We start from the raw sequence: 25,393 nt of genomic DNA, 5'->3' as shown, positions 1-25,393 counted from the left end.
CGGTCAATGCGCGTGGTCGCGGTTGCGCTGTGACGCGGTGTCGCGGCTGCGGTGCGTGTGAGTCGGTGGGGTTGCGCAGGGTCTGGTGGTGGCGCGGTCGCGGCTTGCGCCGCTCCTACAGTGCGATACGTGGCCTCGGCCTTGCCCTGTAGGAGCGGCGCAAGCCGCGACCGCGCCACCGCATCCACGGCGCCAGCAACGGCGCTACTGCGTCCATTCCAGCCGCGCCCCACGTTCGCGCAGCCACGCATCCATCCGCGCCGAATACAGCAGATCGCCGGCCGCCCACAACTCGCCGTCGTTGGCCGACAACAGCGGCAGGCGCAGACGCTCCCACGGCGGCACGCCCAGTTCCTGCAGCGCGTTCTTGAGCGAATGGCGGTGTTCGCGGCCCGGCAGGGCGATGCGCTCGCCGCCGCGGCGCGCGTGGGCCAGGCACGCCACCGGCAAGGCGTCGGCGCCGTGCAGACATAGCTGGCCGCCGTCGGGCAGCGGCAGCGGGGCGCGGCCGTCCCAGGCGCGGCTCCAGTCCGGCGGCAACGCCGGGCGCAGGCGCTGCGCGTGGAGCAAATCGCGCCAGGCGCGGACGACCGCGCCGTTCCAGACGAACTGCGCTTCGGCATCGGCGCGCGCCGGCAGCAGGTCCGCTTCGATCCGTTCGATCGCTTGCGCCGGCAGCGGCGGCAGATCGAGCGCATCGATCCAGCGGCGCAGCACCCGCGCGCGCCGCTCCCGCGGCAAAGCCAGCAGCGCCGAACGCGACAGCGCCTGCGGATCCAGGCTGCGCACTTGCGCCAGCGCCAACGCGTCTTCGCCGTCGAGCAAGCGCGCGGCTTGGTCGCTGAGCCGCGCGGACTGGGCGAACGCGCTGTCGGCGTGCGGCCAGCGTTCGCGCAACAGCGGCATCACCCGGTGGCGGAGGAAATTGCGGTCGTAGCGATGTTCTTCATTGCTGGGATCGTCGATCCATGCCAGCCGGCGATCCAGCGCGTAAGCCTGCAGCGTCTGCCGAGAGACGTTCAGCAAGGGCCGCCACAGCTGCCCACGCCCGCAATCGCGCCACGGCCGCATCGCCGCCAACCCGTCCGGGCCGGAGCCGCGCAGCAGCCGCAGCAGCAGGGTTTCGGCTTGATCGTCGCGGTGATGGGCCAGCGCCAATACTTCGCCTTCGCCCAATCCGGCCGCGAACGCGGCATGCCGTGCGCGCCGCGCCGCCGCTTCGGGGCCGTCGCCGTCGTCGCGCGCAACCGATACCCGCGAAACGCTCAGTTCCAGGCCGAGTCCGGCGCAGAATTCGGCGCAATGGCGGGCCCAATCGTCGGCCTGCGCGTGCAGCCCGTGATGGACGTGCCAGGCGCGCAAGCCGCGTTCGCGCACGCGCGCAGAGGCGGCCAGGGCGTGCAGCAGCACGCTGGAATCCAGCCCGCCGCTGTAGCCCACGCACAGCGGCGCGTCCGGCGTTTGCGCCAGGGCTTGGGCGATCGCATCGTCGATTGATACGGGCATGCGCGCATGGTGCCACGGCAACGGGACGCAGCAACCCACGCGTGATGCTGCAACCGTGCCGGGCCGGCACTACCTTGGTTTGCACTCACCTTTGCAGAGATTCCGTCGTGTCCCGGCTTTTCGCTCCGCTTTCGCAACGATCCCTGACCTTGCGCAACCGCCTGGTGGTCTCGCCGATGTGCCAGTACTCGGCGGTCGACGGGTTGCCGAACAACTGGCATCTGGTCCACCTGGGCAGCCGCGCGGTCGGCGGCGCGGCGCTGGTGATGACCGAGGCCAGCGCGGTCTCGCCGGAGGGGCGCATTTCGGCGGCCGACACCGGCCTGTGGAACGCGTCGCAGGCCGAGGCCTGGCATCGGATCACCTGTTTCCTGCGCTCGCGCGAGGCGGTGGTGGGCGTGCAGCTCGGCCACGCCGGGCGCAAGGCCAGCGTCGAGCCGCCGTGGCTGGGCGGCAATGCGGTGCTGCCGCAGGAAGGCGGTTGGCGGCCGGTGGCGCCGTCGCCGCTGGCGTTCCGCGAGGACTCCGCCGAGCCGCGCGAACTGCAGCCGATCGACATCCGCACCGTGGTCGACGATTTCGCCGCCGCGGCGCAGCGCGCGCTGGATGCGTGTTTCCAGTTGGTCGAGATCCATGCCGCACATGGGTATCTGCTGCATCAGTTTTTGTCGCCGCTGTCGAACCGGCGCGAGGATCGCTACGGCGGCGGCTTCGAAAACCGCACGCGCTTGCTGCGCGAGGTGTTGGCCGCGGTGCGCGAGGTGTGGCCGGAGCGCTTGCCGCTGTGGCTGCGGATCTCGGCGACCGATTGGGCGCCGGGCGGCTGGGATATCGAGCAGAGCGTGGAGCTGGCGCGGATCGTCAAGGAGCTGGGCGTCGACTTGATCGATGTGTCCAGCGGCGGGTTGGTGCCGAATGTGCGGATTCCGAATGAGCCCGGTTATCAGGTGCCGTTCTCGGCGCGCATTCGTCGTGAGGCGGGTATCGCCACCGGCGCGGTGGGGCTGATCACTCAGGCCGCGCAGGCGGAGAAGATCGTCGAAGACGGCGAGGCCGATGTGGTGTTGCTGGCGCGCGAGTTGTTGCGCGATCCGTATTTCCCGCATCGCGCTGCGCGCGCGTTGGGGGCGAGTACGCATGTGCCGGAGCAGTATCAGCGGGCTTGGGGGTGAGGCGGCTTGGCGAAGTTCGCGTTGTGCGGCGTGCTCAATTGCGGCGTTCGCAAGGCGTGCGCTTCATCCGCGATAGATCGGCGTCGGGATCGCGAAGATTCACGCGGTCATCGGTTTTCAGCATCAACCGCTGGTATGCCCGGGCGAATTCGCGGGGCTTGCAGCTCGGATCGTAGTACGAGAAGTTCCGGGAAATCGCGATCAACGCGGCCGTTTCCGCGAGGCTTAGCTGTTCGACGGGTAGGTCGAAGTAAGTGCGCGCGGCTTGGTCGAGGCCTTTGGCGCCGCGGCCGTAGTAGTTGTTCTCGAGGATCGAATCGATCACGCGTTCGGCCGGCCATTCGCGGCTCAGGCGGCTGGCCACGGCTTGCTCCATGAAAGGCCGGGGCATTTTGATCTGCTGGAGCATTTGCGCGTTAGAGCCGCCTTCATTTGCGGCGACGGGCGGTTGCGGGTTGGCGGCGGCGGTTATCGAGTATGCGATGTCGAACGCTGCCTGATGCAGCAGTCGAAGGCCCGGGTCGCTCCGATCCGGCAGCCGATGGTCGTCGTCGGAGATGCCGATCTGCCATTCGAGCAAGCTCCGCGAATCTTCCCCGATGCTTTTAAGCGGTATGCCGATGCTGCTGAAACGCTGTATGCGGATTTCGCCGCTGCCGCCCGCGTTGGCCCAGAGCAGCTTGCGGGCTGACTCGGGATACTCGCGAGCGGGCGAGGGCAACGAATCGGGCAGGCCGTAAGCGCCGTACCAGTAAGTCGATTGGAGCAGCAGCAGGAACAAGCCGCCGATGATGGCGAGCGTGGTTGCGACTCGCTTGAGCAGGACGTCCATGTCCGCGGTTCCTGTTCAGCTCTGCCGACACAACCGCGTTGATCGGGCTGATGAGAGCAAAGTCAAAATGGGTTCCGGCTTTCGCCGGAATGACGGTAGGCAGGTGGCGCGAATGACGGTAGGTAGGTGGCGCGGTTTCCTTGGCGGTCTTGGCTGGCCTCAGGCCGCTTCGTACGCGCCGTACCCACGCAAACGCTCATACCGCCGCTGCAGCAACTCCTCGGTCGGCACGCCTTCCAGCGCGTCGAGTTCGTTGAGCAACACCGCCTTCAAACGCGTGGCCATCTGCTTGGGATTGCGATGCGCGCCGCCGATGGGTTCGCGCACGATCTTGTCGATCAGGCCCAGTTCCGACAGGCGCTTGGCGGTGAGGCCGAGCTGTTCGGCCGCGTCCTTGGCTTTCTCGGCGGTCTTCCACAGGATCGAGGCGCAGCCTTCCGGGGTGATCACCGAGTAGGTGCTGTATTCCAGCATCAGGGTGCGGTCGCCCACGCCGATCGCCAGCGCGCCGCCGGAGCCGCCTTCGCCGATCACGGTGCAGATCACCGGAATCTTGAGTTCGGCCATTTCCAGCAGGTTGCGCGCGATGGCTTCGGACTGGCCGCGCTCTTCGGCGTCGATGCCCGGCCAGGCGCCGGCGGTGTCGATGAAGGTCAGCAGCGGCAGGCGGAAGCGCTCGGCCAGCTTCATCAGGCGCAGCGCCTTGCGGTAGCCCTCCGGACGCGGCATGCCGAAGTTGCGCTTGATCTTGCTCTTGGTGTCGCGGCCCTTCTGGTGGCCGACGATGACCACGCTGCGTCCGGCGATGCGCGCCAGGCCGCCGACGATGGCGTTGTCGTTGGCGAAGGCGCGGTCGCCGGCCAGTTCCTGGAACTCATCGCACATCACCCGGATGTAATCGAGCGTGTACGGCCGCGCCGGATGGCGGGCGAGCTGGGAGATCTGCCAGGACGACAGGTCGCGGAAGATCTGCGCGGTGCGCAGGCGCAGCTTGTCCTGCAGGGCGTGGATTTCGGCGTCGATATCGACCGCCGGGCCGCTGCTGGCGTGGCGCAGTTCCTGGATCTTGGCTTCCAGGTCGGCGATGGGCTGCTCGAAGTCGAGGTAATTCGGATTCATGCGGGGGCCGTGGGCCTTGGTCAAGCGACAGTCTAGCCCAGTGGGGCTTACCGTACCGAGGGGGATGGCGGGGTCTGGTGGTGAAGCGGATCAAGTGGCTTCTCCGAGTCTTGGGAGAAGGCGTGAAATGAGGTTGATCCGCTCCTTCTCCCGCTTGCCACCCAAGGTGACTTCCTTCGGGGCGCGGAAGAAGGAGCCATTTAGTTCGCCCAGGGCTTGGACAGGGTCAGCTTGACCGCCTTCACACCGGGCTGCGCACGCAGGATTCCGACCAGATCCGCATCCACCCGCACCGACTGCGGACCGTTGAGGTCGAGCATGCCGGCCGCGCCTTCGCGCAACAGGTCTAGCCGGATCGGTGTCGGGCCGGGGCGCTGTTTGGCCAACAACGCGTCCACCCGTTGCCAGGTGCCGGGCACGCGCAGGTCCAGGCGCAAGGCCAGCCGTTGCGCGTGCTTGGCGCAAACTTGCGCGTAATCCCAGCAACGCGCCGCGCGCAGGGCGAAGCCGCCGCTGAACGCGTCTTCGCGCAAGCCGCCCTGGATCACCAGCAGCCGATCGCGCGCCAGCATCGAGGCGAACTCGCTGTAGGTTTCCGAGAAGAACGCGCACTCCAGCCGGCCGCGGCCGTCTTCGATTTGCACGAACATCTGGCTGTCGCCTTTCTTGCGGAAGCCGACCACTTGCCCGGCCACGATCACTTCCAGTTCCGGACGCCAACCGCTGCGCGCGCTCTCCGGGCGTTTTTCCCAGATGCTTTCCAGCTCGCCCAGGTCGGTGCCGACCAGGCTGCGCAATTCGTCGCGATACGGATCGAACGGATGGCCGCTGAGGTAATGGCCCAGGGTTTCGCGTTCGCCGTGCAGGATCTGGCTCAGCGGCCATTCGTCGGCCTCCGGCAAATCCAGATGCAGCGCCGGCGCCGCGGTTTCGAAGCCGCCGAACAGCGAGACTTGACCGGCCGCGCGCTCCTTGGCCATCTGGTCGGTGACCTTGAGCACCTCGGGCAATTGCAGCATCAAGCTGGCGCGGTTGCGGCCCAGGCCGTCGAGCGCGCCGGCATGCGCCAGGGCTTCCAGCGCGCGGCGGTTGAGCTTGCCGGTGTCCACGCGCTTGCAGAAATCCAGCAGATCGGCGAACGGGCCGGCGCGGCGCGCTTCCACGATCGCCTCGCACACGCCGCGGCCGACGCCCTTGACCGCGCCGATGCCGTAACGGATGGTGCCCGCGTCGATCGCCTCGAACATGTAGTCCGATTCGTTGACGTGCGGCGGCAGCACGGTGATGCCCATCACCCGCGCTTCGTCGAGGAAGTTCACCACCTTGTCGGTGTTGTCCATGTCCGACGAACAGGTCGCGGCCATGAACTCGGCGCCGTAGTGGCGCTTGAGCCAACCGGTCTGGTACGCGACCAGCGCGTACGCGGCCGAGTGCGACTTGTTGAAGCCGTACTCGGCGAACTTCTCCATCAAGTCGAAGATCGGGCTGGCCTGCTTGGCCGGGATGTTGCGCTCGGCGCAGCCGGTTTCGAACTTGGCCCGCTCCTTGGCCATTTCTTCGGGCTTTTTCTTGCCCATCGCGCGGCGCAGCATGTCCGCGCCGCCGAGCGTGTAGCCGGCCAGGACCTGGGCGATCTGCATCACCTGTTCCTGATACACGATGACGCCGTAGGTCGGGCCCAGCACGGGCTCCAGCGAGTCGTGCGGATAGGTGACTTCGGCGTTGCCGTGCTTGCGGTCGACCCAGTCCTTGTCCATCCCCGAGCCCAGCGGGCCGGGACGGAACAACGCGGCCAGCGCGATGATGTCTTCGAAGGTGTCGGGCTTGGCGCGCTTGAGCAACTCGCGCATGCCGCGCGATTCGAACTGGAACACCGCGACGGTGTCGCCGCGCGCGAACAGCTCGTAGGTTTCCTTGTCGTCCAGTTCCAGCGCGGTGATGTCGAGCGGGCCTTCGCCCTGCTTGGCCCGGCGCTTGTTGATCGCCTTGACCGCCCAATCGATGATCGTCAGCGTGCGCAGGCCGAGGAAGTCGAACTTGACCAGGCCGACGGCTTCCACGTCGTCCTTGTCGAACTGGGTCACCGGGCTCTTGCCGCGGCCTTCGCCGTCGTGTTCGGCGAACAGCGGGCAGAAGTCCGACAGCGGGCTGGGCGCGATCACCACGCCGCCGGCGTGCTTGCCGGCGTTGCGGGTCAGGTCTTCGAGTTCGCGCGCCAGATCCAGCAGGTCGCGCACTTCGTCTTCGCTGCGGTATCGCGCGATCAGATCGGCCGAGGACAACTCGGGATTCTTCGCCGCCGCTTCCGATTCGCCGAGCGCGTCGTCGAGCGAGATGCCGAGGGTGTTCGGAATCAGCTTGGCGATGCCGTCGACGAAGCCGTACGGGTGGCCGAGCACGCGCCCGGCGTCGCGCACCACCGCCTTAGCGGCCATGGTGCCGTAGGTGATGATCTGCGAGACGCGGTCGCGGCCGTACTTGCGCGCGACGTAGTCGATGACTTCGTCGCGGCGGTCCATGCAGAAGTCGATGTCGAAGTCGGGCATCGACACGCGTTCGGGATTGAGGAATCGCTCGAACAGCAAGTCGTAGGGCAACGGGTCCAGATCGGTGATGCCCAGCGCCCAGGCCACCAGCGAACCGGCGCCCGAACCGCGGCCCGGGCCGACCGGGATGTCGTGGTCCTTGGCCCAGTTGATGAAGTCCGCGACGATCAGGAAGTAACCCGGGAACCCCATCTTGATGATGACGTTGAGTTCGACTTCCAGGCGCTCGTCGTAGACCTCGCGGGTCTTGCCGGGCGCCAGCGGGTTCTTTTCCAGCCGCTTGATCAGGCCTTCGCGCGATTGCGCGCGCAGCCACGATTCGATGGTGTGCTCATCGGGCACCGGGAAATCGGGCAGCGCGTATTCGCCGAGCTTGAGTTCGACGTTGCAGCGCTTGGCCAGCGCCAGCGCGTTGTCGATCGCGTCGGGCACGTCGGCGAACAACTCGCGCATTTCCTCACTGGACTTGAGGAACTGCTCGGCGCTGTAGTCGCGCGGGCGCTTGGGGTCGTCGAGCACGCGGCCCGAGGCGATGCACACGCGCGCTTCGTGCGCTTCGTAGCCTTCGGCGTCGATGAAGCGCGCGTCGTTGCTGGCGATCACCGGCAGGCCGCGTTTGCTCGCCGCTTGCAGGGCGAAGGCGTTGAAGGCTTCTTCGCCGTCGCGCTGGGTGCGGGTCAGTTCCAGGTGCAGGCGGTCGCCGAACACGCCCTGCCAATCGACCAGCCAGGCGTGGGCGAGTTCGTCGCGATTGCTCGCGGCCAGACGCCCGGCCAGGCTGTTGCGGCCGGCCAGCGCGAACAGGCCCTCGTTGTCCTCGCGCAGCCATTCCGGCCGCAGCACCACGCCTTCGGTGCGGTGGCCTTCCATCCAGGCGCGGCTGAGCAGGCGCGACAGGGTCAGGTAACCGCCGCGGTCGCGGCACAGCAAGGTCAGCCGCGAGGCGGGTTCGTTGCCGTCGGCCAGATGCACGTCGGCGCCGATGATCGGCTTGATCCCGGCGCCTTCGCAGGCTTTGTAGAACTTGACCGCGGCGAACATGTTGTCGACGTCGGTCAGCGCGACGGCCGGTTGGCCGAGCGCGACGCAACGTTTGACCAGATCGCCGATGCGGATCGTCGAGTCGGCCAGCGAGTACTCGCTGTGCAAGTGAAGATGAACGAATGGAGCGGACATGCGTACCGGTTCTGCGGCCGTGCCGATGGAGACTCAAGCCGTGGACGGCTGGCGGCGTGCGAGCCGCATTGCAGGGTATCAGCCCGGCGGCTCGGGACAAGCCTTGACAGCGCGCGAATCGGGCCGGGAGGCGAATCTCACCCCATCGCGAAAAATCGCCGGGCCGCCGCGCACGCCAGCGGGCCGGCGTTCGCGCGCAGGCGCAGGCGGCCGCTTCGGTCGGCGGGCCGTGGGGGCGGGGCCCGCGCCTGGGACGGTTCAGCGGGCCGCGGCCGCGGGCGCGGCGGTCACGCCACCCGGAACACCGGTTCGGGCGTGCGGCCGTTGGCGTAGTGGCTGTCGCTGACCCGTGCGTGGTGCTGCAGCAAGGCCAGTTCGGCCAGGCGGTCGCGAACCCAGGCCGCGCGCTGCTGGATCGCGTCGCCGGGCGGATGCTCGATCCGGCGGTACGCGCAGAAGTCGCGGAAATCCTCGGCTTCGGCGGCGAAGGCGGGCCAGGTCAGTTCGATCAGCAGCACGTCGTCGAGCAGGCCGAACAGCGGGGTGCGGTCGGGGATCAGGTCGTCATCGTCGTCGACGTAGGCGAACAAGCGATCCAGCCGCCGCCGCATCGCCGGTTCGCAATCCCAGCCCGGATCGACCGCCATCGCGCGCAAGTCCTGCAGGCATTGCAGGCGTTCGTCGATCGCCCGGCGCGCTTCGCTGGGCGGCAGCGAGGCCAGCCAGGCGGCCACGCGCTGCAGGCGGGTGGCGTCCACGCGCGCGGCGTCGGGATGCAGTTCATGAACCAGGGCATCGAAGGCGGCGATCGCCGCGGGGCCGAGCGCCATCGCCGGCTCGTGGGCGAAGGCGTAGGGCAGCGCGCTGTCGCGTTCGAACGGCAGGGGTTCGGGCGTGGGGGTGGGGTGAGGCATGCGCATGGAGCACCTCGCGGCCGGCCGGTAGGCGGGGCGGCACGCGTCGCGGGCCGGAGGCGACGCGGGGAGCTGTGCGGGTCGATGGACGAACTGTGCGCTCGCCGGCAGTGTGAGCGCGCCGGTATGAAGTCGCTGTGACCTGTGGCACGGGTTGTCGTTCAGGCGGTTTGGCCTGATGAACCGCGCGGCGTTGTGGTCAGAACAGGCTTAACGTCTGCTCGGCGATGCGCACGGGCGCGAAACTGCGGCGGTGCTGCGGGCAGGGGCCGTGTTGCTTCAGCGCGGCCAGATGCACGGGCGTGGAATAGCCCTTGTGTTGGTCGAAACCGTAGTGCGGGAAGCGGTCGTGCAGATCGCGCATCATCCGGTCGCGCGCGACCTTGGCCAGGATCGAGGCGGCCATGATCGCCGGCTCGCTGGCGTCGCCGCCGATCAGCGCTTCGCCGGCGCAGGGCAGGCCCTTGGGCAGGTGGTTGCCGTCCACGCGCACGAATTCGGCCTGCGGCGTCAGCGCCTGGACCGCGCGGCGCATGCCGAGCATGGTCGCCTGGAAGATGTTGAGCCGGTCGATCTCTTCGACTTCGACGAACTCGATCCGCCAGGCCAGCGCGCGTTCGACGATCAGCGGATACAGCGCTTCGCGCCGCGCCTCGGTGAGTTTCTTGGAATCGTCCAGGCCGTCGATGCGGCGGCGCGGGTTCAAGATCACCGCCGCGACCGAGACCGGGCCGGCCAGCGGGCCGCGGCCGGCTTCGTCCACGCCGGCGATCAGGCGCGGCTTGGCGCGCGCGCGCGGCGCGGCGGGGGCGATCAGCGAATCCACGGCGGGGGCGTTCTCATCGGGCGGGCGCGCTCAGTGTAGGCCGGCGTCAGCCCGGCGCCGCGGTTTTCTGCGCGAGCAGCTCGACGATCGCATCGGCCGCGCGCGCGGAGGCGTCGCGCTTGAGTTCCAGATGGATGCGCTGGAACTTCGGCAGCAGCGCGGCGCTCGCGGCGGTGTCGCGCAGCCAGCGCAGGGTCGCGCCGGCCAGATTCTCCGGGGTGCAGTCGTGCTGCATCAGCTCCGGCACCACTTCCTCGCCGGCCAACACGTTGGGCAGCGCGTAGTGATCGACCTTGAGCATGCCCAGGCGCTTGACCAGGGTGTAGGTCAGCGGCGCGATCTTGTACGCCACCACCATCGGCCGCTTGGCCAGCATCGCTTCCAGGGTGGCGGTGCCCGAGGCCAGCAGCACCACGTCGCTGGCGACCATCACCGTGCGCGCGCCGCGATCGACGATGCGCAAGGCGCGGCGCAGGCGTTCGCCGTCGGCGTGCGCGTTCAACACCCGCTCGAACGCGGCGCGCGCGCGCGCGTTGGCCATCGGCGCGACGATATTGAGCTTGGGCTCGGCCGCCAGCAGGATCGCGGCGGCGGCGATGAAATCGCCGGCCAGGGTTTCGATCTCGCCCACGCGCGAACCCGGCAGCATCGCCAGCACCGGCGCTTCGTCGTCCAGGCCCAGGTTCATGCGGGCTTCGTCCCGGTCAGGATGGATCGGCATTTCGTCGGCCAGCGGATGGCCGACGAAGCGCGCGTCCACGTCGTAGCCGGCGTAGATCGGCGGCTCCATCGGGAACAGGCACAGCACCCGGTCGGCGCTGAGGCCGATCTTCTGCGCGCGCTTCTTGCGCCATGCCCATACCGACGGGCTGACGTAGTGCACGGTGCGCACGCCGCGCTGCTTGAGCCAGCGTTCCACCCCGAGGTTGAAGTCGGGCGCGTCGATGCCGATGAAGGCGTCGGGCTTCCAATCGAGGATGCGCTGACGCACGTCGCGACGCAGGCGCAGCAGCCGCGGCAGATGCTTGAGCACTTCCACCAGACCCATCACCGCCAGTTCGCCGGCGTCGAACCAGGTGTCCATGCCGGCCGCGCGCATTTGCTCGCCGCCGATGCCGACGAATTCGGCGCCCGGGTAGCGGCGTTTGAGTTCTTCGATCAAACCCGCGCCGAGCAGATCGCCGGAGGCTTCGCCGGCGATCAGGGCGAAACGTGGCGGCGGCGGGGGCGCGGCGGGGAAGATTTGGTCGATGGCGGTGGGGGCGGCGTTCATAGGGCGAAGTGACGTTCCAGTTCGGCTTGGTACTGGGCGCGGTCGAAGACGAATCGTAGCGGGGCGTTGGGCGGGAATTCGGATTCTTCCGGCGGCCCGTCGGGCCCGAGCATAGGCCCAGTGTCTTGTTCGCGGGTCACTTGCGCCCACACCACGTGATCGCCCTCGAATTCCAGCGCGCAGGAAATCACCCCGCAGCCGTCGCAACCGCAGTGACAGCGGTAGAGCACGTGGCGGCCGCTGCCGTTCTGGTTGTCCGACGGCATCAGCCCCAGGTATTTGGCCCGGCCGTGTTCGCGGGCGACGCCGGAATGGTCCAGGTCCAGGTCGCTATCGCAGTTGCCCAGGTGGCGGACGATACCGAGCCGATCGGCGAGCGAGCGCCCGTCGATGAAGATTTCCGCGACTTCGGTGTGCCGGGTTGTGCCGTCGATGGTGTATTCGACGACGGTGGCTCCGATGCGCAGGCGCTGGACCGTCGTCATGCCGGCCTCAGCGCAGCAGCGGCCGCTCGCCGTTGCCGATGAAGTCCAGCAACGCGCGCACATCCGGGCTGTCGGCGGCCAGTTCTTCCAGCTTGGCCCGCGCTTCGTCCAGCGGCGCGCCGGACACGTACAGGGTGCGGTAGGCACGCTTGATCGCGCCGATCCGCTCGGCGTCGAAGCCGCGCCGCTTGAGCCCTTCGGCGTTGATGCCGCGCGGGCGGCCGTAGCCGTCCTGGGCGACCATCACGAACGGCGGCACGTCGCCGTTGACCAGCGCGCCCATGCCGATGAAGGCGTGCGCGCCGATCCGGCAGAACTGATGGATGCCGGAGAAGCCGCTCATGATCACCTGGTCTTCCACGGTGACGTGGCCGGCCAGGGTCGAGTTGTTGGAGAACACGCAGCCGTTGCCGACCTGGCAGTCGTGGGCGACGTGGGTGTAGGCCAGCAGCCAGTTGCCGTCGCCGATGCGGGTGATGCCGCCGCCGTTGCCGGTGCCGCGGTTGACGGTGACGAACTCGCGGAACACGTTGCCGTCGCCGATGTGCAGCTCGGTGCGCTCGCCGGCGAATTTCTTGTCCTGCGGATCGCCGCCGATCGCGCACTGCGCGTAGAAGCGGTTGTCGCGGCCGATCCTGGTCGGGCCGTGGACCACGCAGTGCGGCCCGAACACGGTGCCTGCGCCGACTTCGACGTCGGCGCCGATGTAGCTAAAGGCGCCGACCACGACGCCGTCGGCGAGTTTCGCGCCCGGCTCGACGAAAGCGCTGGGATGGATGTTGGCGTTGCCGCTCATCGAATCAGTCCTTGGCCTCGGCGCACATGATGTCGGCGCAGGCGGCGACTTCGCCGTCGACACGGGCCACGCCGGTGTACATAGCCATGTTGCGGATCATGCGCTTGAGGGTGACTTCCAGTTCCAGCTTGTCGCCGGGAGTGACCATGCGCGAGAAACGCGCGCCGTCGATCTTGACCAGATAGAACGAACGGCCGGCGGCGACGCCGCCGTGCGAGATCTGGGTCAACAGGCCGCCGGCCTGGGCCAGCGCCTCGACCACCAGCACGCCGGGCATGACCGGGTTGCCGGGGAAGTGGCCGTTGAAGAAGGGTTCGTTGCAGCTCACGTTCTTGTAGGCGAGCACGCGCTTGTTGGGCTCGAGCTCCACCACCCGGTCGATCAGCAGAAACGGATAACGGTGCGGCAGCAGCTTCTGGATCGCCGGTATATCGAGCGGGAGTTGCAGGGTCTGGCTCATGTGCTGGTTCGTCCTGTGTGCATCTGTGTCGCGCCGGCGAAGGCGCCGCATCCTGCGCAATCTTCGCGTTCCTTCGCGTCCCATCGTGGGTGGCGCGTGCTTGCGTCTATTGTCCCGCAGTTTTCCGCGCGGGTGTGGCGCCACCGTATGGAGGAGCCCGGAATGGGGCGGCCGGGGAGCCCGGCCGGCGCGGGCTCAGGCGTCTTCGCCGTCGCCGCCGCGGCCGCGGGTGCGGCGGGCGATCGCGTCGAGCTGCTTGAACCGCGCGGCGTTCTTGCGCCAGCTGCGGTTGTCCATCAGCGGGGTGCCCGAGGAGTATTCGCCGGGCTCGCGGATCGAGCTGGTGACCAGGCTCATCGCGGTGATGGTGACCTTGTCGCAGACCTCCAGATGGCCGAGCACGCCGGCGCCGCCGCCGATCAGGCAGTAGCGGCCGATCCGGGCGCTGCCGGCCGCGGCCGAGCAGCCGGCCATGGCGCTGTGCGCGCCGATGTGGACGTTGTGGCCGATCTGGATCTGGTTGTCCAGGCGCACGTCTTCTTCCAGCACGGTGTCGTCGATGGCGCCGCGGTCGATGCAGGTGTTGGCGCCGATCTCGCAATCGTCGCCGACCGACACGCCGCCGAGCTGGGGCACCTTGAGCCAGCGGCCGGCTTCCATGGCCAGGCCGAAACCGTCGGCGCCGAGCACCGCGCCGGGGTGGATCAGCACCCGCTGGCCCAGGCGCACCCGGGTCACCAGGGTCACCCGCGCGATCAACTCGCTGCCGGCGCCGACCACGCAGTCCTCGCCGATCACGCAGCCCGGGCCGATCATCGCCCCGGCTTCGATCCGGCTGCGCGCGCCGATGCTGACGAACGCGCCGACATGCGCGTCCGGCGACACCTGGGCGCTGGGGTCGATGACGGCCGAGGCGTGAACGCCCGGCTCGCGCACCGGCTTGGGCTCGAACAGGGCCGAGATCTTGGCGAAGGCGGAATAGGGATCGCGCGCGATCAGCGCGGTGCCGGAGTAACCGGCGGCGTCGTCCTGGCGCATCACCACGATGCTGGCGTGGCTGTCGGCCAGCTGCGCGCGGTACTTGGGATTGGCCAGGAAGGCCAGTTGGCCGGGACCGGCCTTGGCCAGGGTGCCGACGCCGCTTACGCGGGCGTCGGCGTCGCCGTGCAGGCCGAGCGAGAATCGCTCGGCCAGTTCGCGGGCGGAATGGACGGGTGCATCCATCGGTGGGCGCGGCGGGTGGGCCGCGCTCAGAACGTGCCGCCGAAGGTGAACTGCAAGCGTTCCAACTCGTCGCCGCGATCGATCTGGGTCTTGCCGTCGGGGCTGTAGGTCGGGCCCATCTTCTTGAACGGGAACGCGTAGCTGATCGAGATCGGACCCATCGGCGAGCGCCACATCATCGCGATGCCGGCCGAAGCGCGCAGTTCGCCCGCGTCGAAGGCGTCGTAATCCTTGTACACGCTGCCGAAGTCGACGAACGCGGAAATGCGCGCGGCCGGGGTATCGAGCAGGGTCGGGAAGTACATTTCCAGCGAACCGGTGGTCTTGAACGCGCCGCCGAGCGGCTGGGCGTAGCTGCCGCTGCTGGCCCGTTCGCGCGGACCCAGGGTGTTGTCGGTGAAGCCGCGCACCGAGCGCACGCCGCCAGCGTAGAAGTTCTCGAAGAACGGCAGGCCCGAGGCGGTGATGGTTTCCAACTGCGGGGTGCCGCCGGGATTGCGGTCGATCACCCGGCTGACGTCCTTGCCGTAGCTGTCGCCGTAACCCAGTTCGGTGCGGGTGTTGAGCACCAGGTGGCGCGACAACGGCCAGAACTTGGAGAAGTTGTAGTTGATCTTGTAGTACTCGACCGTCGAACCCGGCAGGGTCGCTTCCAGCCACAGACGCTGCTGGGTGCCGTTGGTCGGGGTCAGCGCGTGGTTGAGGCTGTTGCGGCCCCAGCCGATCTGCGCGCGCCAGGCGTGGAAGGTGCGCCGGCCCAGCGCGTCGAGGTAATCGACGATGCTCGGCGGCGTGAGCCCGCGGCTGACCAGGATTTCGTTGCTGTCGATGCCGAGCAGGCCGGTGATCGAGTCGGTCTCGGTCAACGGAATGCCGAGCACGACCTGGCCGGTGCCGTTGGTGGTGGAGTACTGCGCGGTGTTGAAGTCGGAGTAATCCAGCTCGCGCCACGACAGGTTGTAGCCCAGCGACACGCCGTCGTCGGTGAAGTACGGGTTGGTGTAGGAGAAGTCGAAGCGGCGCTGGTAGTAGCTGCGCTGCGCCTGCACCGACACCCGGTTGCCGCTGCCGAGGAAGTTGTTCTGCGACAACTGCACCTGGGTGGTCAGCTTGCCGAGCTGCGAATAGCCCAGGCCGAACACGAAGCTGCCCGAGGTGGTTTCCTTGAGGTTGTAGATCACGTCGACCTGGTCGTTGCTGCCGGGCACCGGCTTGCTTTCGACGTCGACGGTTTCGAAGAAGCCCAGGCCTTGCAGACGGATCTTGGAGCGGTCGATCGCGGCTTGCGAATACCAGGTGCCTTCGAACTGGCGCATTTCGCGGCGCAAGACTTCATCGCCGGTGCGGGTATTGCCCTTGAAGATCACCCGGCGCACGTTGACGCGCGGGCCCGGCACCACCTGCATGTTGATGCCGACGGTCTTGTTTTCGCGGTTGACGTCCGGAATCGGATTGACCTGGGCGAAGGCGTAGCCGACGTTGCCCAGGGTGGCGGTGATCGATTCGGAACTGATTTCCAGCAGGCGGCGCGAGAAGATCTGCTCGGGCTTGACGATGACCAGCTTCTCGACCTGATCCTTGGGCAGGATCGTGTCGCCGGTGACCTGCACGCTGGAGACCTTGTACTGATCGCCCTCGGTGACGCCGGCGCTGAGGAACATGTCCTGGCGGTCGGGGCTGATCGAGACCTGGGTCGAGTCGATGGCGAAATCGACGTAGCCGCGGTCGAGGTAGAACGAGTTGAGTTTTTCCAGGTCGCCGGAGAGCTTCTCGCGCGAGTACTGGTCGTCGCGGCGGTACCAGCTGAGCCAGTTGTGCTCGCGCGATTCCCAGCCGTTGAGGATCTCTTTCTGCTCGAACTTGTCGTTGCCGATCAGATTGATGTGGCGGATCTTGGCGGCCTTGCCTTCCTTGACGTTGATGGTCAGGTCGACGCGGTTGCGGTCCAGGCGCGACACGGTCGGCGTGATCTCGACGTTGTACTTGCCGCGGTTGTTGTACTGGCGCGCCAAGTCCTGGGTGACCTTGTCCAGCGCCAGACGGTCGAAGGTTTCGCCTTCGGCCAGGCCGATTTCCTTCAGGCCCTTGAGCAGGTCCTCGGACTTGATGTCCTTGTTGCCGCTCAGGGTGAGTTTGTTGATCGCCGGACGCTCGGTCACGGTCACCACCAGGATGTTGTCCTGGCGGCCGAGCTGCACGTCTTCGAAGAAGCCGGTCTTGTACAGCGCGCGGATGGCGTCGCCGGCCTTGGCCGTGTCCATCGTGTCGCCGCGCTCGATCGGCAGGTAGGTGAAGACGGTACCGGCGGAAATGCGCTGCAGGCCGTCGATGCGGATATCGCTGACGGTGAACGAGCCGGGACCCGGCGCGTTCGGAGCGGCGCCCCCGAGGGAGAACGGATCGGCGGACTGCGCCAACGCCGGAATCGCCGGGGCCGAGGTCATTGCCGTGGCAAGGGCGAGGGCGAGCAGGCGGCGATTAGGAATTCGCGTCATCATTACGTCCGTTGGGGGCTGGTCTGCCAGGTCGCGTTGGCGGGCTGGCGGGGGTCGAAGGCTGGTTGGAGCGGCGGGTTTAGAGCGGCCGTTAAAGCTAAAACGTTGATCGAGCGTCAGGCCGGCATCAGCGCACCAGGTTGTTCAATATGTCGTTGTAGAACGCCAGACCCATGAGGCTCGCGATCAACGCCAGGCCGATGAAATGCCCGGCCGCCATCACGCGCTCGCTCACCGGGCTGCCTTTGACCAGCTCGATAAGGTAATACAGCAGGTGTCCGCCGTCCAAGATCGGGATCGGCAGCAGGTTCAGAATTCCCAGGCTCAGCGACAGCATCGCCAACAGCTGCAGGTACCAGGCCGGGCCGTTGTTGGCGTAGGCGTTGGCGGCGCGGCCAATGGTCACCGGGCCGGCCACGGTGTTCTGCAGCGAGACCCGGCCGGTGAAGGCGCGGCCGATCATCGCGAACAATTCGCGTGCCTGGTGCACGCTTTCGCGCAGCGCCGCGGGCACCGCGTCGATCGGGCCGTAGCGCAGCACCGCGTCGCGTTGCGGCGGCTTGGGCTGGGCCGGCTGGATGCCCAGACCCCAGAATTGCTCGCCGTTGTCGCGCTGCATCCGCTTGGGCGCGATCTCCAGCGCGAGCCGGTCGCCGTTGCGGATCACCTCGATCATGGCCTTGCCGCCGTGCTCGCCGAGCCGGGCGATGGCCGCGGGCAGATCGTTCCAGCTGGCCAGCGGATCGCCGTCCAGCGCGGTGATGCGGTCGCCTTCGGCGAGCACGCCCCAGGCGGCGCTGTCCGGGGTGATCCGGCCGATCACCGCCGGCACCAGTTCGTGGCGCGCGCCCAGGCCGATCACCTGGACCGCGCGGCGTTCGTCGAACGCGGCCGGCAGGCGCGAGAGCTGCAATTGGCGGGTGAGTTCGCTGCCGTTCTCGGTACGCACTTTGACCGCCACGTTCTCGCGGTCCAATGCATACGGAATCAACGCCATTTGCACCTCGCTCCAGGTCGGCGTAGTGCGGTCGCCGATCTGCAGCACGGTGTCGCCGCGGCGCAGGCCCGATTCGGCGGCGATCGCGCTGGCGCTGCCGACCACCGGGGCGAAGTCGGGGCGGCCGATCACGAACATGCCCCACAGGAACGCCACGCACAGGATCAGATTGGCGACCGGGCCGGCGGCGACGATGGCGATGCGCTGCCACACCGGCTTGCGGTTGAAGGCCTGCGGCGCCAGCGCTTCGCTGATCTCGTACTCGCGCTCATCGAGCATCTTGACGTAGCCGCCGAGCGGGATCATGCCGATCGCGTAGACGGTGCCGTCCTTGCCGGTGCGCTCGTACAGCGCCTTGCCGAAGCCGACCGAGAAGCGCAGCACCTTCACCCCGCAGCGGCGGGCGACCCAGAAGTGGCCGAATTCGTGGAAGGTCACCAGCACGCCGATGCTGATGATGAGCCACCACAACGAGCCCAGGATTTCGCTCATGGCTGTCTCAGGCTCTGAAGGCTAGGGCGGGGCGGCCGAGCGCCTGTTCGGCGTGGCGGCGGGCCTGTGCATCGGCTTCGCGCAACGCCGCCAGCGAGCTGGCCGGGGTGGACGGGAGCGCGGCGAGGGTGTCCTCGACCAGCGCGGGTATCGCTAGGAAACCCAGGCGCCGCTGAAGAAAGGCTGAAACGGCCACTTCGTTGGCGGCGTTGAGCACCGCCGGGGCGGTGCCGCCGGCGGCCAGGGCTTCGAAGGCCAGGCGCAGGCAGGGGAAGGCGTCCAGGTCCGGGCGTTCGAAATCGAGCCGGCCGTGGGCCAGCAGGTCCAATCCGGCCACGCCCGAGTCGATCCGTTGCGGCCAGCCGAAGCCCACCGCCAGCGCGGTGCGCATGTCCGGCAGGCCGAGCTGGGCCAGGGTCGAGCCGTCGACGAATTCGACCAGCGAATGGACCAGGCTTTGCGGGTGCACCAGCACTTCGATGCGCTCGCCCTCGACTCCGAACAGGTGGTGCGCCTCGATGACTTCCAGGCCCTTGTTCATCAAGGTGGCCGAGTCGACCGAGATCTTCGGGCCCATCGACCACTTCGGGTGGGCGACGGCTTGTTCCGGGGTGACCTGGGTCAGATCCGAACGTGTACGGCCGCGGAACGGGCCGCCCGAGGCGGTCAGCAGGATCCGCTTCAAACCGGCGTGGGCAGGGCCTTGCGAGGCGCTCGCGGCGGCGGTTTGCGCGGCGCGGTGGCCTTCGACCCGCGCCTGCGCGGCCGGCAGGCACTGGAAGATCGCGTTGTGCTCGCTATCGATCGGCACGATGCAGGCGCCGGCCTGGTGCGCGGTCTGCATCAGCAGTTCGCCGGCCAGGACCAGGGATTCCTTGTTGGCCAACAGCAGGCGCTTGCCGGCGCGCGCCGCGGCCAGGGTCGAGGACAGACCGGCGGCGCCGACGATGGCGGCGACCACGGTGTCGCAGACGTCGGAGGACACCAACTGGACCAGGGCGTCGTCGCCGCAATGGGCCTGGGTGGCCAGGCCGCGCTCGCGCAGGCCCTCGCGCAGGGCGGGGTAGGCGGATTCGTCGGCGATCACCGCGTGTTCGGGGCGGTGGCGTTCGCACAGGGCGAGCAGGGCGTCGACCTTGCCGCCGGCGGCGAGCACGGTGGCGCGCAGTTGTCCGCTGTGGCGGGCGATCACGTCCAGGGCCGAGGTGCCGATCGAGCCGGTGGCGCCGAGGACGGCGACGTTGCGGGCGGGGGCGGTCATGGGTGGGCTCCGGTGCGGGCGCTGCCCAGGGCTGGGGGCAATCCCCCTCGGTCCCCCTTTTGCAAAGGGGGAAGACAAGCCGTCGGCGCTGCCAAACCCGTTGCGCATGCCGCTTTTCCCCCCTTTGCAAAAGGGGGGCAGGGGGGATTTGCTTGTACCCGCGCGATCATCATCAAAACCCGAAAATCGCCTTGCCCAGCGCGAACACCGGCAGCGCCGCCAGCACCCCGTCGATGCGGTCGAGGATGCCGCCGTGGCCCGGAATCAAATGCCCGGAATCCTTCACCCCGGCATGGCGCTTGAGCAGGCTCTCGAACAGATCGCCGACCACCGAAAACAGCACCGCGACCAGCGACACCAACGCCACCCACGGCAACTGCGCGGTGGTCGCGCCGGCCAGCAGCGAGAACCCCACGCCGGCGGCGACGCCGGCGACCGCGCCGCCGATCAGGCCTTCGACGGTCTTGTTCGGGCTGACCCGCGGGGCCAGCTTGAGCATGCCGAACTTGCGCCCGGCGAAGTAGGCGCCCGAATCGGCCGCCCACACCACCGCCAGCGCGGCCAACAACCACCAGTGCCCGTTCGGGCCCTCGGCGTGGATCCAGACCAGCGCGCACCAGGCCGGAATCACGCTGAGCGCGCCGGCGGCCAGCTTGAACATCCGCGCATAAGTGCGGTGATCGCTGGCGAAATTGAAGCGCTGCAGCCACAGCAGGGCCAGCAGCCACCAGATCACGCCGATCAACGAGGCGATCTTGAACAACACCATCGACGGCGCCTGTTCGGCGTCCAGACCGCCGGTGCGCGAGGCCCAGACAATCGCCACCATCATCGCCAGATGCACCACCAGCAACACGGTGCGCGACAGGGTGTCTTCGATTTCGGCCAGGTCGAACCATTCCCACAGCCCGGCCAGGAACAGCACCGCCGCCAGCGCGATCATCCATGGCGTGGGCAACAGCAAGATCGCGGCGATCGCGACGGGGGCCATGACCAGCGCGGCAAGCAGGCGGGTTCGGGTCATTCAACGGTCTCGTTGGTCTGGGACGCGATCTGCGCCCCGGTCAGGCCGAAGCGGCGCTCGCGGCTGGCGAAATCGTCCAGCGCTTGCTGCAGCAACACGGCGTCCAGTTCCGGCCACAGCGCTTCGGTGAACCACAGTTCGGTGTAGGCCAACTGCCAGAGCAGGAAGTTGCTGATCCGGGTGTCGCCGCCGGTGCGGATGAACAGGTCCGGCGCCGGCAGGTCGGACAGCGACATGCGCGAGGCCAGCAGGGTCTCGTCGATGTCGCTGGCGTCCAGGCGCCCGGCGGCCACGTCCTGGGCCAGCGCGCGCGCGGCCTGGGCGATGTCCCAGCGGCCGCCGTAGCTGGCGGCGATGCTCAGGTGCAGGCGGTCGTTGGCCTGGGTCTGGCGTTCGGCCGCGGCCATGCGTTCGCGGATCTTGTCCGAGAACCGGTCGCGTTCGCCGATGAAGCGCACGCGCACGCCGCGGCGGTCGAGTTCTTCGACTTCGCGGTCCAGCGCGTTGAGGAACAGCTTCATCAACGCGCCGACCTCGTCCTCCGGCCGGCCCCAGTTTTCGCTGGAAAACGCGAACAGGGTCAGCGCGCGGACGCCGCGGGCGATGCAGAAGTCGATGCAGATATTGACCGCGCGCGCGCCGGCGCGGTGGCCGATGATGCGCGGGCGGCGGCGCCGCTCGGCCCAGCGACCGTTGCCGTCCATGATGACGGCCAGGTGGCGCGGGATGCGTGCGGGCGCGGCGTTGACGGGCTCGGAAGGCATGGCGCCGATGATGGGGACCTCAGGCAACGGATGGGGCGATGGACGAGGGTGAAAGCCGCTGCGTCCAGGGTGCGGCGCGGTGGCTGCGGCGGGCCGGTCGAGGACACCGACCGTTGTGGACCCGCACGATACGCAGAAGTTCAGCGCGGCTGCGGGCCGGGCGCGTGCGCGCGGCCGCCGCGATGGCCTGCGTTCAGACCGCCATCAATTCCTGTTCCTTGGCCTTGACCACGCCGTCGACGTCCTTGATCGCGCTGTCGGTGACCTTCTGGATGTCGCCTTCGAAGCCGCGCAGCTCGTCCTCGGTGACCTTCTTGTCCTTGAGCAGCTCTTTGGCCTGATGGTTGGCGTCGCGGCGGATGTTGCGGATCGCGACCTTGGCGTCCTCGCTCTGGCTGTGCACGACCTTGGTCAGTTCCTTGCGGCGCTCTTCGGTCAGTGCGGGCAGGTTGATCCGGATCACGGTGCCGGCGGTGTTCGGGGTCAGGCCCAGGTCGGAGGCGAGGATGGCCTTCTCGACCGCGCCGACGATCTGCTTTTCCCACGGGGTGATGGTGAGGGTGCGCGCATCGCTGACCTGGACGCTTGCGACCTGGCCCAGCGGCATGTCGGAGCCGTGGTAGTTGACCTTCAGATGGTCGACCAGCGCGGTCGAAGCGCGGCCGGTGCGGATCTTGGTCAAGTCGTGGCGAAAGGCTTCGACGCTCTTGGCCATGCGGTTCTGAGCGTCTTTCTTGATGTCGTTGAGCATCGCCGGCTCCGGTCCTGTAGCGGTAATCGCGGGATTATATGGGCTCGGGCGGGTTTTGCGGACCACGCCGGTGGCGGCGGCGGTCGCCATGGCCGCCGATCGGGGCGCGATCGTTGCGGGATCGCGGCGTTTTTGCCGGCCGCGGCGGAATAGATCGGAGCGCCGCGCGGCCCGCTCGGGCGCGGCATCGGTCACGTTTTGCGCGCGCATGCGCGGCTGGGCGCGGGGCTCGGTGGGCGGGATCGGCGTGCGGCGAGCGACTTCGCTGCACCGCAACATCGCGCGCGGGCGCGGCGCCGCTCAGGGATGGTGGAGGTGGCTGTGTTCGCGCGGGTGGTCGTGGCGCTCGCCATCGCAGTCGCCGCGGGCGGCGGCGGGTTGCGGCTGCGCGGGGTGGTCGTGGCTGTGGTCGTGGTGGGAATGGTCGTGATCGTGGTGGTGATCGTGATCGCCGTGGCCGTGGCCATGCCCGCCGTGCGGCGCGCGGTCGTGGCGGTCGTGTTCGCAGGCGCGGCCGTGTTCGACCTGCAAGGTCGGGTGGTTGATGCCGAAGCGACGGTCCAGTTCGCGGTTGAGCCGATCGATGAAGGCGTCGTGGTCGCTGTCGTCGGGACGCACGATATGCGCGGTCATGGCGATTTCGCCCGCGCCCAGCGACCAGATGTGCAGATGGTGGATCGCGATCACGCCCGGTTGTTCGCGCAGCAATCCCTCGACCTCGCCGCGATCGATCCCGCGCGGCACCGCGTCCATCGCCGCGTTGAACGCCTCGCGCAGCAGTCCGAACGCGCCGATCGCGACCACCGCGCCGATCAGCAGCGCGATCGCCGGATCCAGCCATTCCCAGCCGGTCAGCCACATGCCCGCGCCGGCCAGCACCGCCGCCAGCGACACCGCCGCGTCGGCCATCAAGTGCAGGAACGCGCCGCGCCGGTTGAGGTCGTGCTCGTGGCCGTCGCGGACCAGCCAGGCCGCGCCGAGGTTGACCGCGATGCCGAGCGCGGCGACCACGATCACCGGCAGCGCGGGAATTTCCGGCGGCGCGCTGAAGCGGCGGATCGCCTCCCATGCCAACGCGCCGGAGAAGCCGACCAGCAACAAGGCATTGGCCAACGGCGACAGCAAGGTGGCGCGGCGCCAACCGTAGGTGTGGCGGTCGGTGGGCATGCGCTTGGCCAATGCCGCCGCGCCCCAGGCCAGGCCCAGGCCGAGCACGTCGCCGAGGTTGTGCAGCGCATCGGACAGCAGCGCCAATGAGTTGGTCATGAAGCCGTAGCCGGCTTCCAGCGCGGTGTAGGCGAGATTGATCAGGGTCACCGCGGCGAACGCGCGGGTGCCGCTGACGCCGTGGTGATGACCGTGGTGGCTGTGCGAGTGCATGCGCGAATGCTGTCACGGGCGCGCCCACGAACACTATTACAGGCCGCCGCGGCGCGGCCTTTAAACCGCGACGGGGTTGGGCGAATCCGACTGGATGGGTAAGGCGAGGGGCCGCTGCCATGACTTCAGTCACGTTGACTACCGATGTAGTCACAAGCATCCTGACTACAGATGTAGCCACGAGGGGCGATATGAGCCGCAAATCCATCGGCGACCAGGAACTGGCGCTGCTGCAATACCTGGCCGAACAGGGCGAAGCCTCGGTCGGCGACGTCGCCGCCGGCTACGGCGAACCGCGCGGGCTGGCCCGTTCGACCGTGCTGACGATGATGGAGCGGCTGCGCGCCAAGGCCTACCTGCGTCGGCGCAAGTCCGGCGGGGTGTACCGCTATTCCACCGCGACCGAACCCGACGATGTGAAGCGCTCGGCGGTGGCCAGTTTCGTCGCCAACACCTTGCAAGGGTCGGTGTCGCCGTTCGTGGCCTGGATGTCCGAGCGCGCGCAAGTCAGCGACGCCGAACTGGCCGAACTGGAAAGTCTGGTCGCCGATCTGCAATCGCGCCGTAAGGAGAATTGAGATGAGTCTTCAGTGGATCGGCGAAACCTTGTTGCCGCGCTTGTTCGCGGCCGGATTGCAATCGCTGCTGGTGGTCGCGGCGGTGTGGGCGCTGTGCCGTTACGTGCGGCTGAGCCCCAGTCTGCGCTGCTGGCTGTGGTGGTTCGCTTCGTTGCAGTTGCTGGTCGGCGCGTTGTGGCCGACGCCGCTGCGTTTGCCGGTGTTGCCGGTGGCGTGGGACCAGGCGGCGCTCGCCGCGCCGGCCGCGCCGCAGTTGTCGGCCAGCGCGCAGTTGCCGTTCTTCGCCACCCGCGGCGATCTGGCGGCGAGCGCGGTCGGCGAATCGGTAGCGGTGTCGGTGCCGGCCTCGGCGCTGGACTGGTTGTCGTGGCCGCTGGCGTTCGCGGCGTTGTGGTTGTCGGGTTTCTTGCTGATCGCCGTGGCCAGCGCGCGCGGTTACGCGTCGGCGCGTCGGCGCATCGCGCAGGCGCAACCCTGCGATCAACCGTGGGTGCTGCAGGCGTATCGCGCGCTCGGCGACAGTCTGGGTCTGACCCGGTTGCCGCCGCTGCGGCTGTCGGCGCAGATCGATTCGCCGCAACTGATCGGCCCCTGGCCCGATGCGGTGTTGCTGCCGCGCGAGCGTCTGGCCCAGTTCAGCGGCGAAGAGCTGGCGATGGCCCTGCATCACGAGTTGGTGCATGTGCGCCGCCGCGACTTGTGGTGGGGCTGGGTGCCGGCGCTGGTGCAGCACCTGTTCTTCTTTCATCCGCTCGCGCATGTGATCGCGCGGGAATATTCGATCGCCCGCGAAGCGGCCTGCGACGCCGACGTGCTCGCCAGCCGGCGCTACGCGGCGCAGGACTACGGTCGCTTGCTGCTGCGCCTGGGCGTGGCGCCGCGTCCCGCCGCTGGCGTCGCCAGCGCGTCCCCCACGTACACCTCGCTCAAGAGGAGATTGACCATGCTGCAAAATTCGACTTCGTCCTCGCATCTCGGCGGCCTGGTGCTGACCGCCGCGGTGGTGCTGCTGGGACTGGTGCCGTATCGGGTCACCGCCGCGGCCGCCGACGCCGCGCCGAAAACCCGCACCAGCACCGTGTCCATCCATTCCTCGAACAAGCAGGACGGCGAAACCCGCATCACCGAACTGGTTAACGGCGGCAAGCCGCTGGTGTGGGCGGTCAAGGGCGACAATTACTATCGCGTGGGCGACGACGGCCGCTACCAGCCGGTGCAGGACGCCGCGACGCTGACCCGTTTGAAGCAGCGCATGAGCGATGCCCGCCAAGCCGACCGCGATGCGCAACAGGCCGCACGCGACGCCGAGCAGGCCGGTATCG

General features: G+C 68.3%; 21 protein-coding genes. 3 read left to right on the top strand and 18 right to left on the bottom strand.

What is annotated here, in order from left to right; translation table 11 throughout:
- Positions 1-204: 204 nt before the first annotated feature.
- Entirely contained in the window at positions 205-1,506 is a 1,302-nt protein-coding gene (gene tilS / locus V7787_RS19105) for a tRNA lysidine(34) synthetase TilS (protein ID WP_336089100.1), read from the bottom strand.
- A gap of 107 nt (positions 1,507-1,613) precedes the next feature.
- Between tilS and V7787_RS19100 the strand changes: the two genes are divergently transcribed.
- Positions 1,614-2,678: an NADH:flavin oxidoreductase/NADH oxidase gene (locus V7787_RS19100; RefSeq protein WP_336089099.1), complete on the top strand. Its 1,065-nt coding sequence runs from the start codon at positions 1,614-1,616 to the stop codon at positions 2,676-2,678.
- A 34-nt stretch (positions 2,679-2,712) separates the two neighbouring features.
- On the opposite strand, the gene V7787_RS19095 is transcribed toward V7787_RS19100, so the two are convergent.
- From V7787_RS19095 to V7787_RS19015, 17 genes are all read right to left on the bottom strand, one after another.
- Entirely contained in the window at positions 2,713-3,510 is a 798-nt protein-coding gene (locus tag V7787_RS19095) for a transglycosylase domain-containing protein (RefSeq protein WP_336089098.1), read from the bottom strand.
- 159 nt (positions 3,511-3,669) lie between these two features.
- The gene (locus tag V7787_RS19090; RefSeq protein WP_336089097.1) at positions 3,670-4,629 is read right to left on the bottom strand and encodes an acetyl-CoA carboxylase carboxyltransferase subunit alpha; all 960 of its coding nucleotides are present in this window, start codon (positions 4,627-4,629) and stop codon (positions 3,670-3,672) included.
- Positions 4,630-4,829: 200 nt separating this feature from the next.
- The gene (dnaE, locus tag V7787_RS19085) at positions 4,830-8,351 is read right to left on the bottom strand and encodes a DNA polymerase III subunit alpha (protein WP_336089096.1); all 3,522 of its coding nucleotides are present in this window, start codon (positions 8,349-8,351) and stop codon (positions 4,830-4,832) included.
- Between the two features lie 287 nt (positions 8,352-8,638).
- Complete coding sequence (locus V7787_RS19080) at positions 8,639-9,265, bottom strand: hypothetical protein (protein ID WP_336089095.1); 627 nt, start codon at positions 9,263-9,265, stop codon at positions 8,639-8,641.
- Between the two features lie 199 nt (positions 9,266-9,464).
- Entirely contained in the window at positions 9,465-10,082 is a 618-nt protein-coding gene (rnhB, locus tag V7787_RS19075; RefSeq protein WP_336089153.1) for a ribonuclease HII, read from the bottom strand.
- Positions 10,083-10,137: 55 nt separating this feature from the next.
- Positions 10,138-11,364 (bottom strand): lipid-A-disaccharide synthase, encoded by a 1,227-nt coding sequence (gene lpxB / locus V7787_RS19070; protein WP_336089094.1) that lies wholly within the window; start codon positions 11,362-11,364, stop codon positions 10,138-10,140.
- The gene (locus V7787_RS19065) at positions 11,361-11,849 is read right to left on the bottom strand and encodes a hypothetical protein (RefSeq protein WP_336089093.1); all 489 of its coding nucleotides are present in this window, start codon (positions 11,847-11,849) and stop codon (positions 11,361-11,363) included. Before V7787_RS19065 ends, lpxB begins: the two co-directional genes overlap by 4 nt.
- A gap of 7 nt (positions 11,850-11,856) precedes the next feature.
- Complete coding sequence (gene lpxA, locus V7787_RS19060; protein WP_336089092.1) at positions 11,857-12,645, bottom strand: acyl-ACP--UDP-N-acetylglucosamine O-acyltransferase; 789 nt, start codon at positions 12,643-12,645, stop codon at positions 11,857-11,859.
- A gap of 4 nt (positions 12,646-12,649) precedes the next feature.
- On the bottom strand, positions 12,650-13,105 hold the full coding sequence (fabZ, locus tag V7787_RS19055) for a 3-hydroxyacyl-ACP dehydratase FabZ (RefSeq protein WP_336089091.1): 456 nt from the start codon (positions 13,103-13,105) through the stop codon (positions 12,650-12,652).
- A 195-nt stretch (positions 13,106-13,300) separates the two neighbouring features.
- Positions 13,301-14,329 (bottom strand): UDP-3-O-(3-hydroxymyristoyl)glucosamine N-acyltransferase, encoded by a 1,029-nt coding sequence (lpxD, locus tag V7787_RS19050; protein WP_336089090.1) that lies wholly within the window; start codon positions 14,327-14,329, stop codon positions 13,301-13,303.
- A 26-nt stretch (positions 14,330-14,355) separates the two neighbouring features.
- Positions 14,356-16,824 (bottom strand): outer membrane protein assembly factor BamA, encoded by a 2,469-nt coding sequence (gene bamA, locus V7787_RS19045; RefSeq protein WP_336089089.1) that lies wholly within the window; start codon positions 16,822-16,824, stop codon positions 14,356-14,358.
- Positions 16,825-16,951: 127 nt separating this feature from the next.
- On the bottom strand, positions 16,952-18,313 hold the full coding sequence (gene rseP / locus V7787_RS19040; protein WP_336089088.1) for an RIP metalloprotease RseP: 1,362 nt from the start codon (positions 18,311-18,313) through the stop codon (positions 16,952-16,954).
- A 7-nt stretch (positions 18,314-18,320) separates the two neighbouring features.
- Positions 18,321-19,574 (bottom strand): 1-deoxy-D-xylulose-5-phosphate reductoisomerase, encoded by a 1,254-nt coding sequence (locus V7787_RS19035; protein ID WP_336089087.1) that lies wholly within the window; start codon positions 19,572-19,574, stop codon positions 18,321-18,323.
- A gap of 172 nt (positions 19,575-19,746) precedes the next feature.
- Positions 19,747-20,598 (bottom strand): phosphatidate cytidylyltransferase, encoded by an 852-nt coding sequence (locus V7787_RS19030; RefSeq protein ID WP_336089086.1) that lies wholly within the window; start codon positions 20,596-20,598, stop codon positions 19,747-19,749.
- Positions 20,595-21,362, bottom strand: a complete 768-nt coding sequence (uppS, locus tag V7787_RS19025; protein WP_336089085.1) for a polyprenyl diphosphate synthase — start codon at positions 21,360-21,362, stop codon at positions 20,595-20,597. The genes V7787_RS19030 and uppS overlap by 4 nt, the downstream gene beginning before the upstream one ends.
- Before the next feature lie 193 nt (positions 21,363-21,555).
- Complete coding sequence (gene frr / locus V7787_RS19020) at positions 21,556-22,113, bottom strand: ribosome recycling factor (protein ID WP_336089084.1); 558 nt, start codon at positions 22,111-22,113, stop codon at positions 21,556-21,558.
- Positions 22,114-22,413: 300 nt separating this feature from the next.
- Complete coding sequence (locus V7787_RS19015) at positions 22,414-23,493, bottom strand: cation diffusion facilitator family transporter (protein WP_336089083.1); 1,080 nt, start codon at positions 23,491-23,493, stop codon at positions 22,414-22,416.
- Positions 23,494-23,684: 191 nt separating this feature from the next.
- Here V7787_RS19015 and V7787_RS19010 point away from each other — a divergent pair, with 191 nt between their 5' ends.
- The gene (locus V7787_RS19010; protein ID WP_336089082.1) at positions 23,685-24,071 is read left to right on the top strand and encodes a BlaI/MecI/CopY family transcriptional regulator; all 387 of its coding nucleotides are present in this window, start codon (positions 23,685-23,687) and stop codon (positions 24,069-24,071) included.
- 1 nt (position 24,072) lies between these two features.
- The coding region (locus tag V7787_RS19005) for a M56 family metallopeptidase (protein WP_336089081.1) at positions 24,073-25,393 on the top strand (1,321 nt) is incomplete at its 3' end.

Source organism: Pseudomonas sp. CGJS7, from assembly GCF_036961695.1.
The sequence above is the reverse complement of the archived record's forward strand: the minus strand, read 5'-3'. Positions and strand labels throughout refer to the sequence as shown.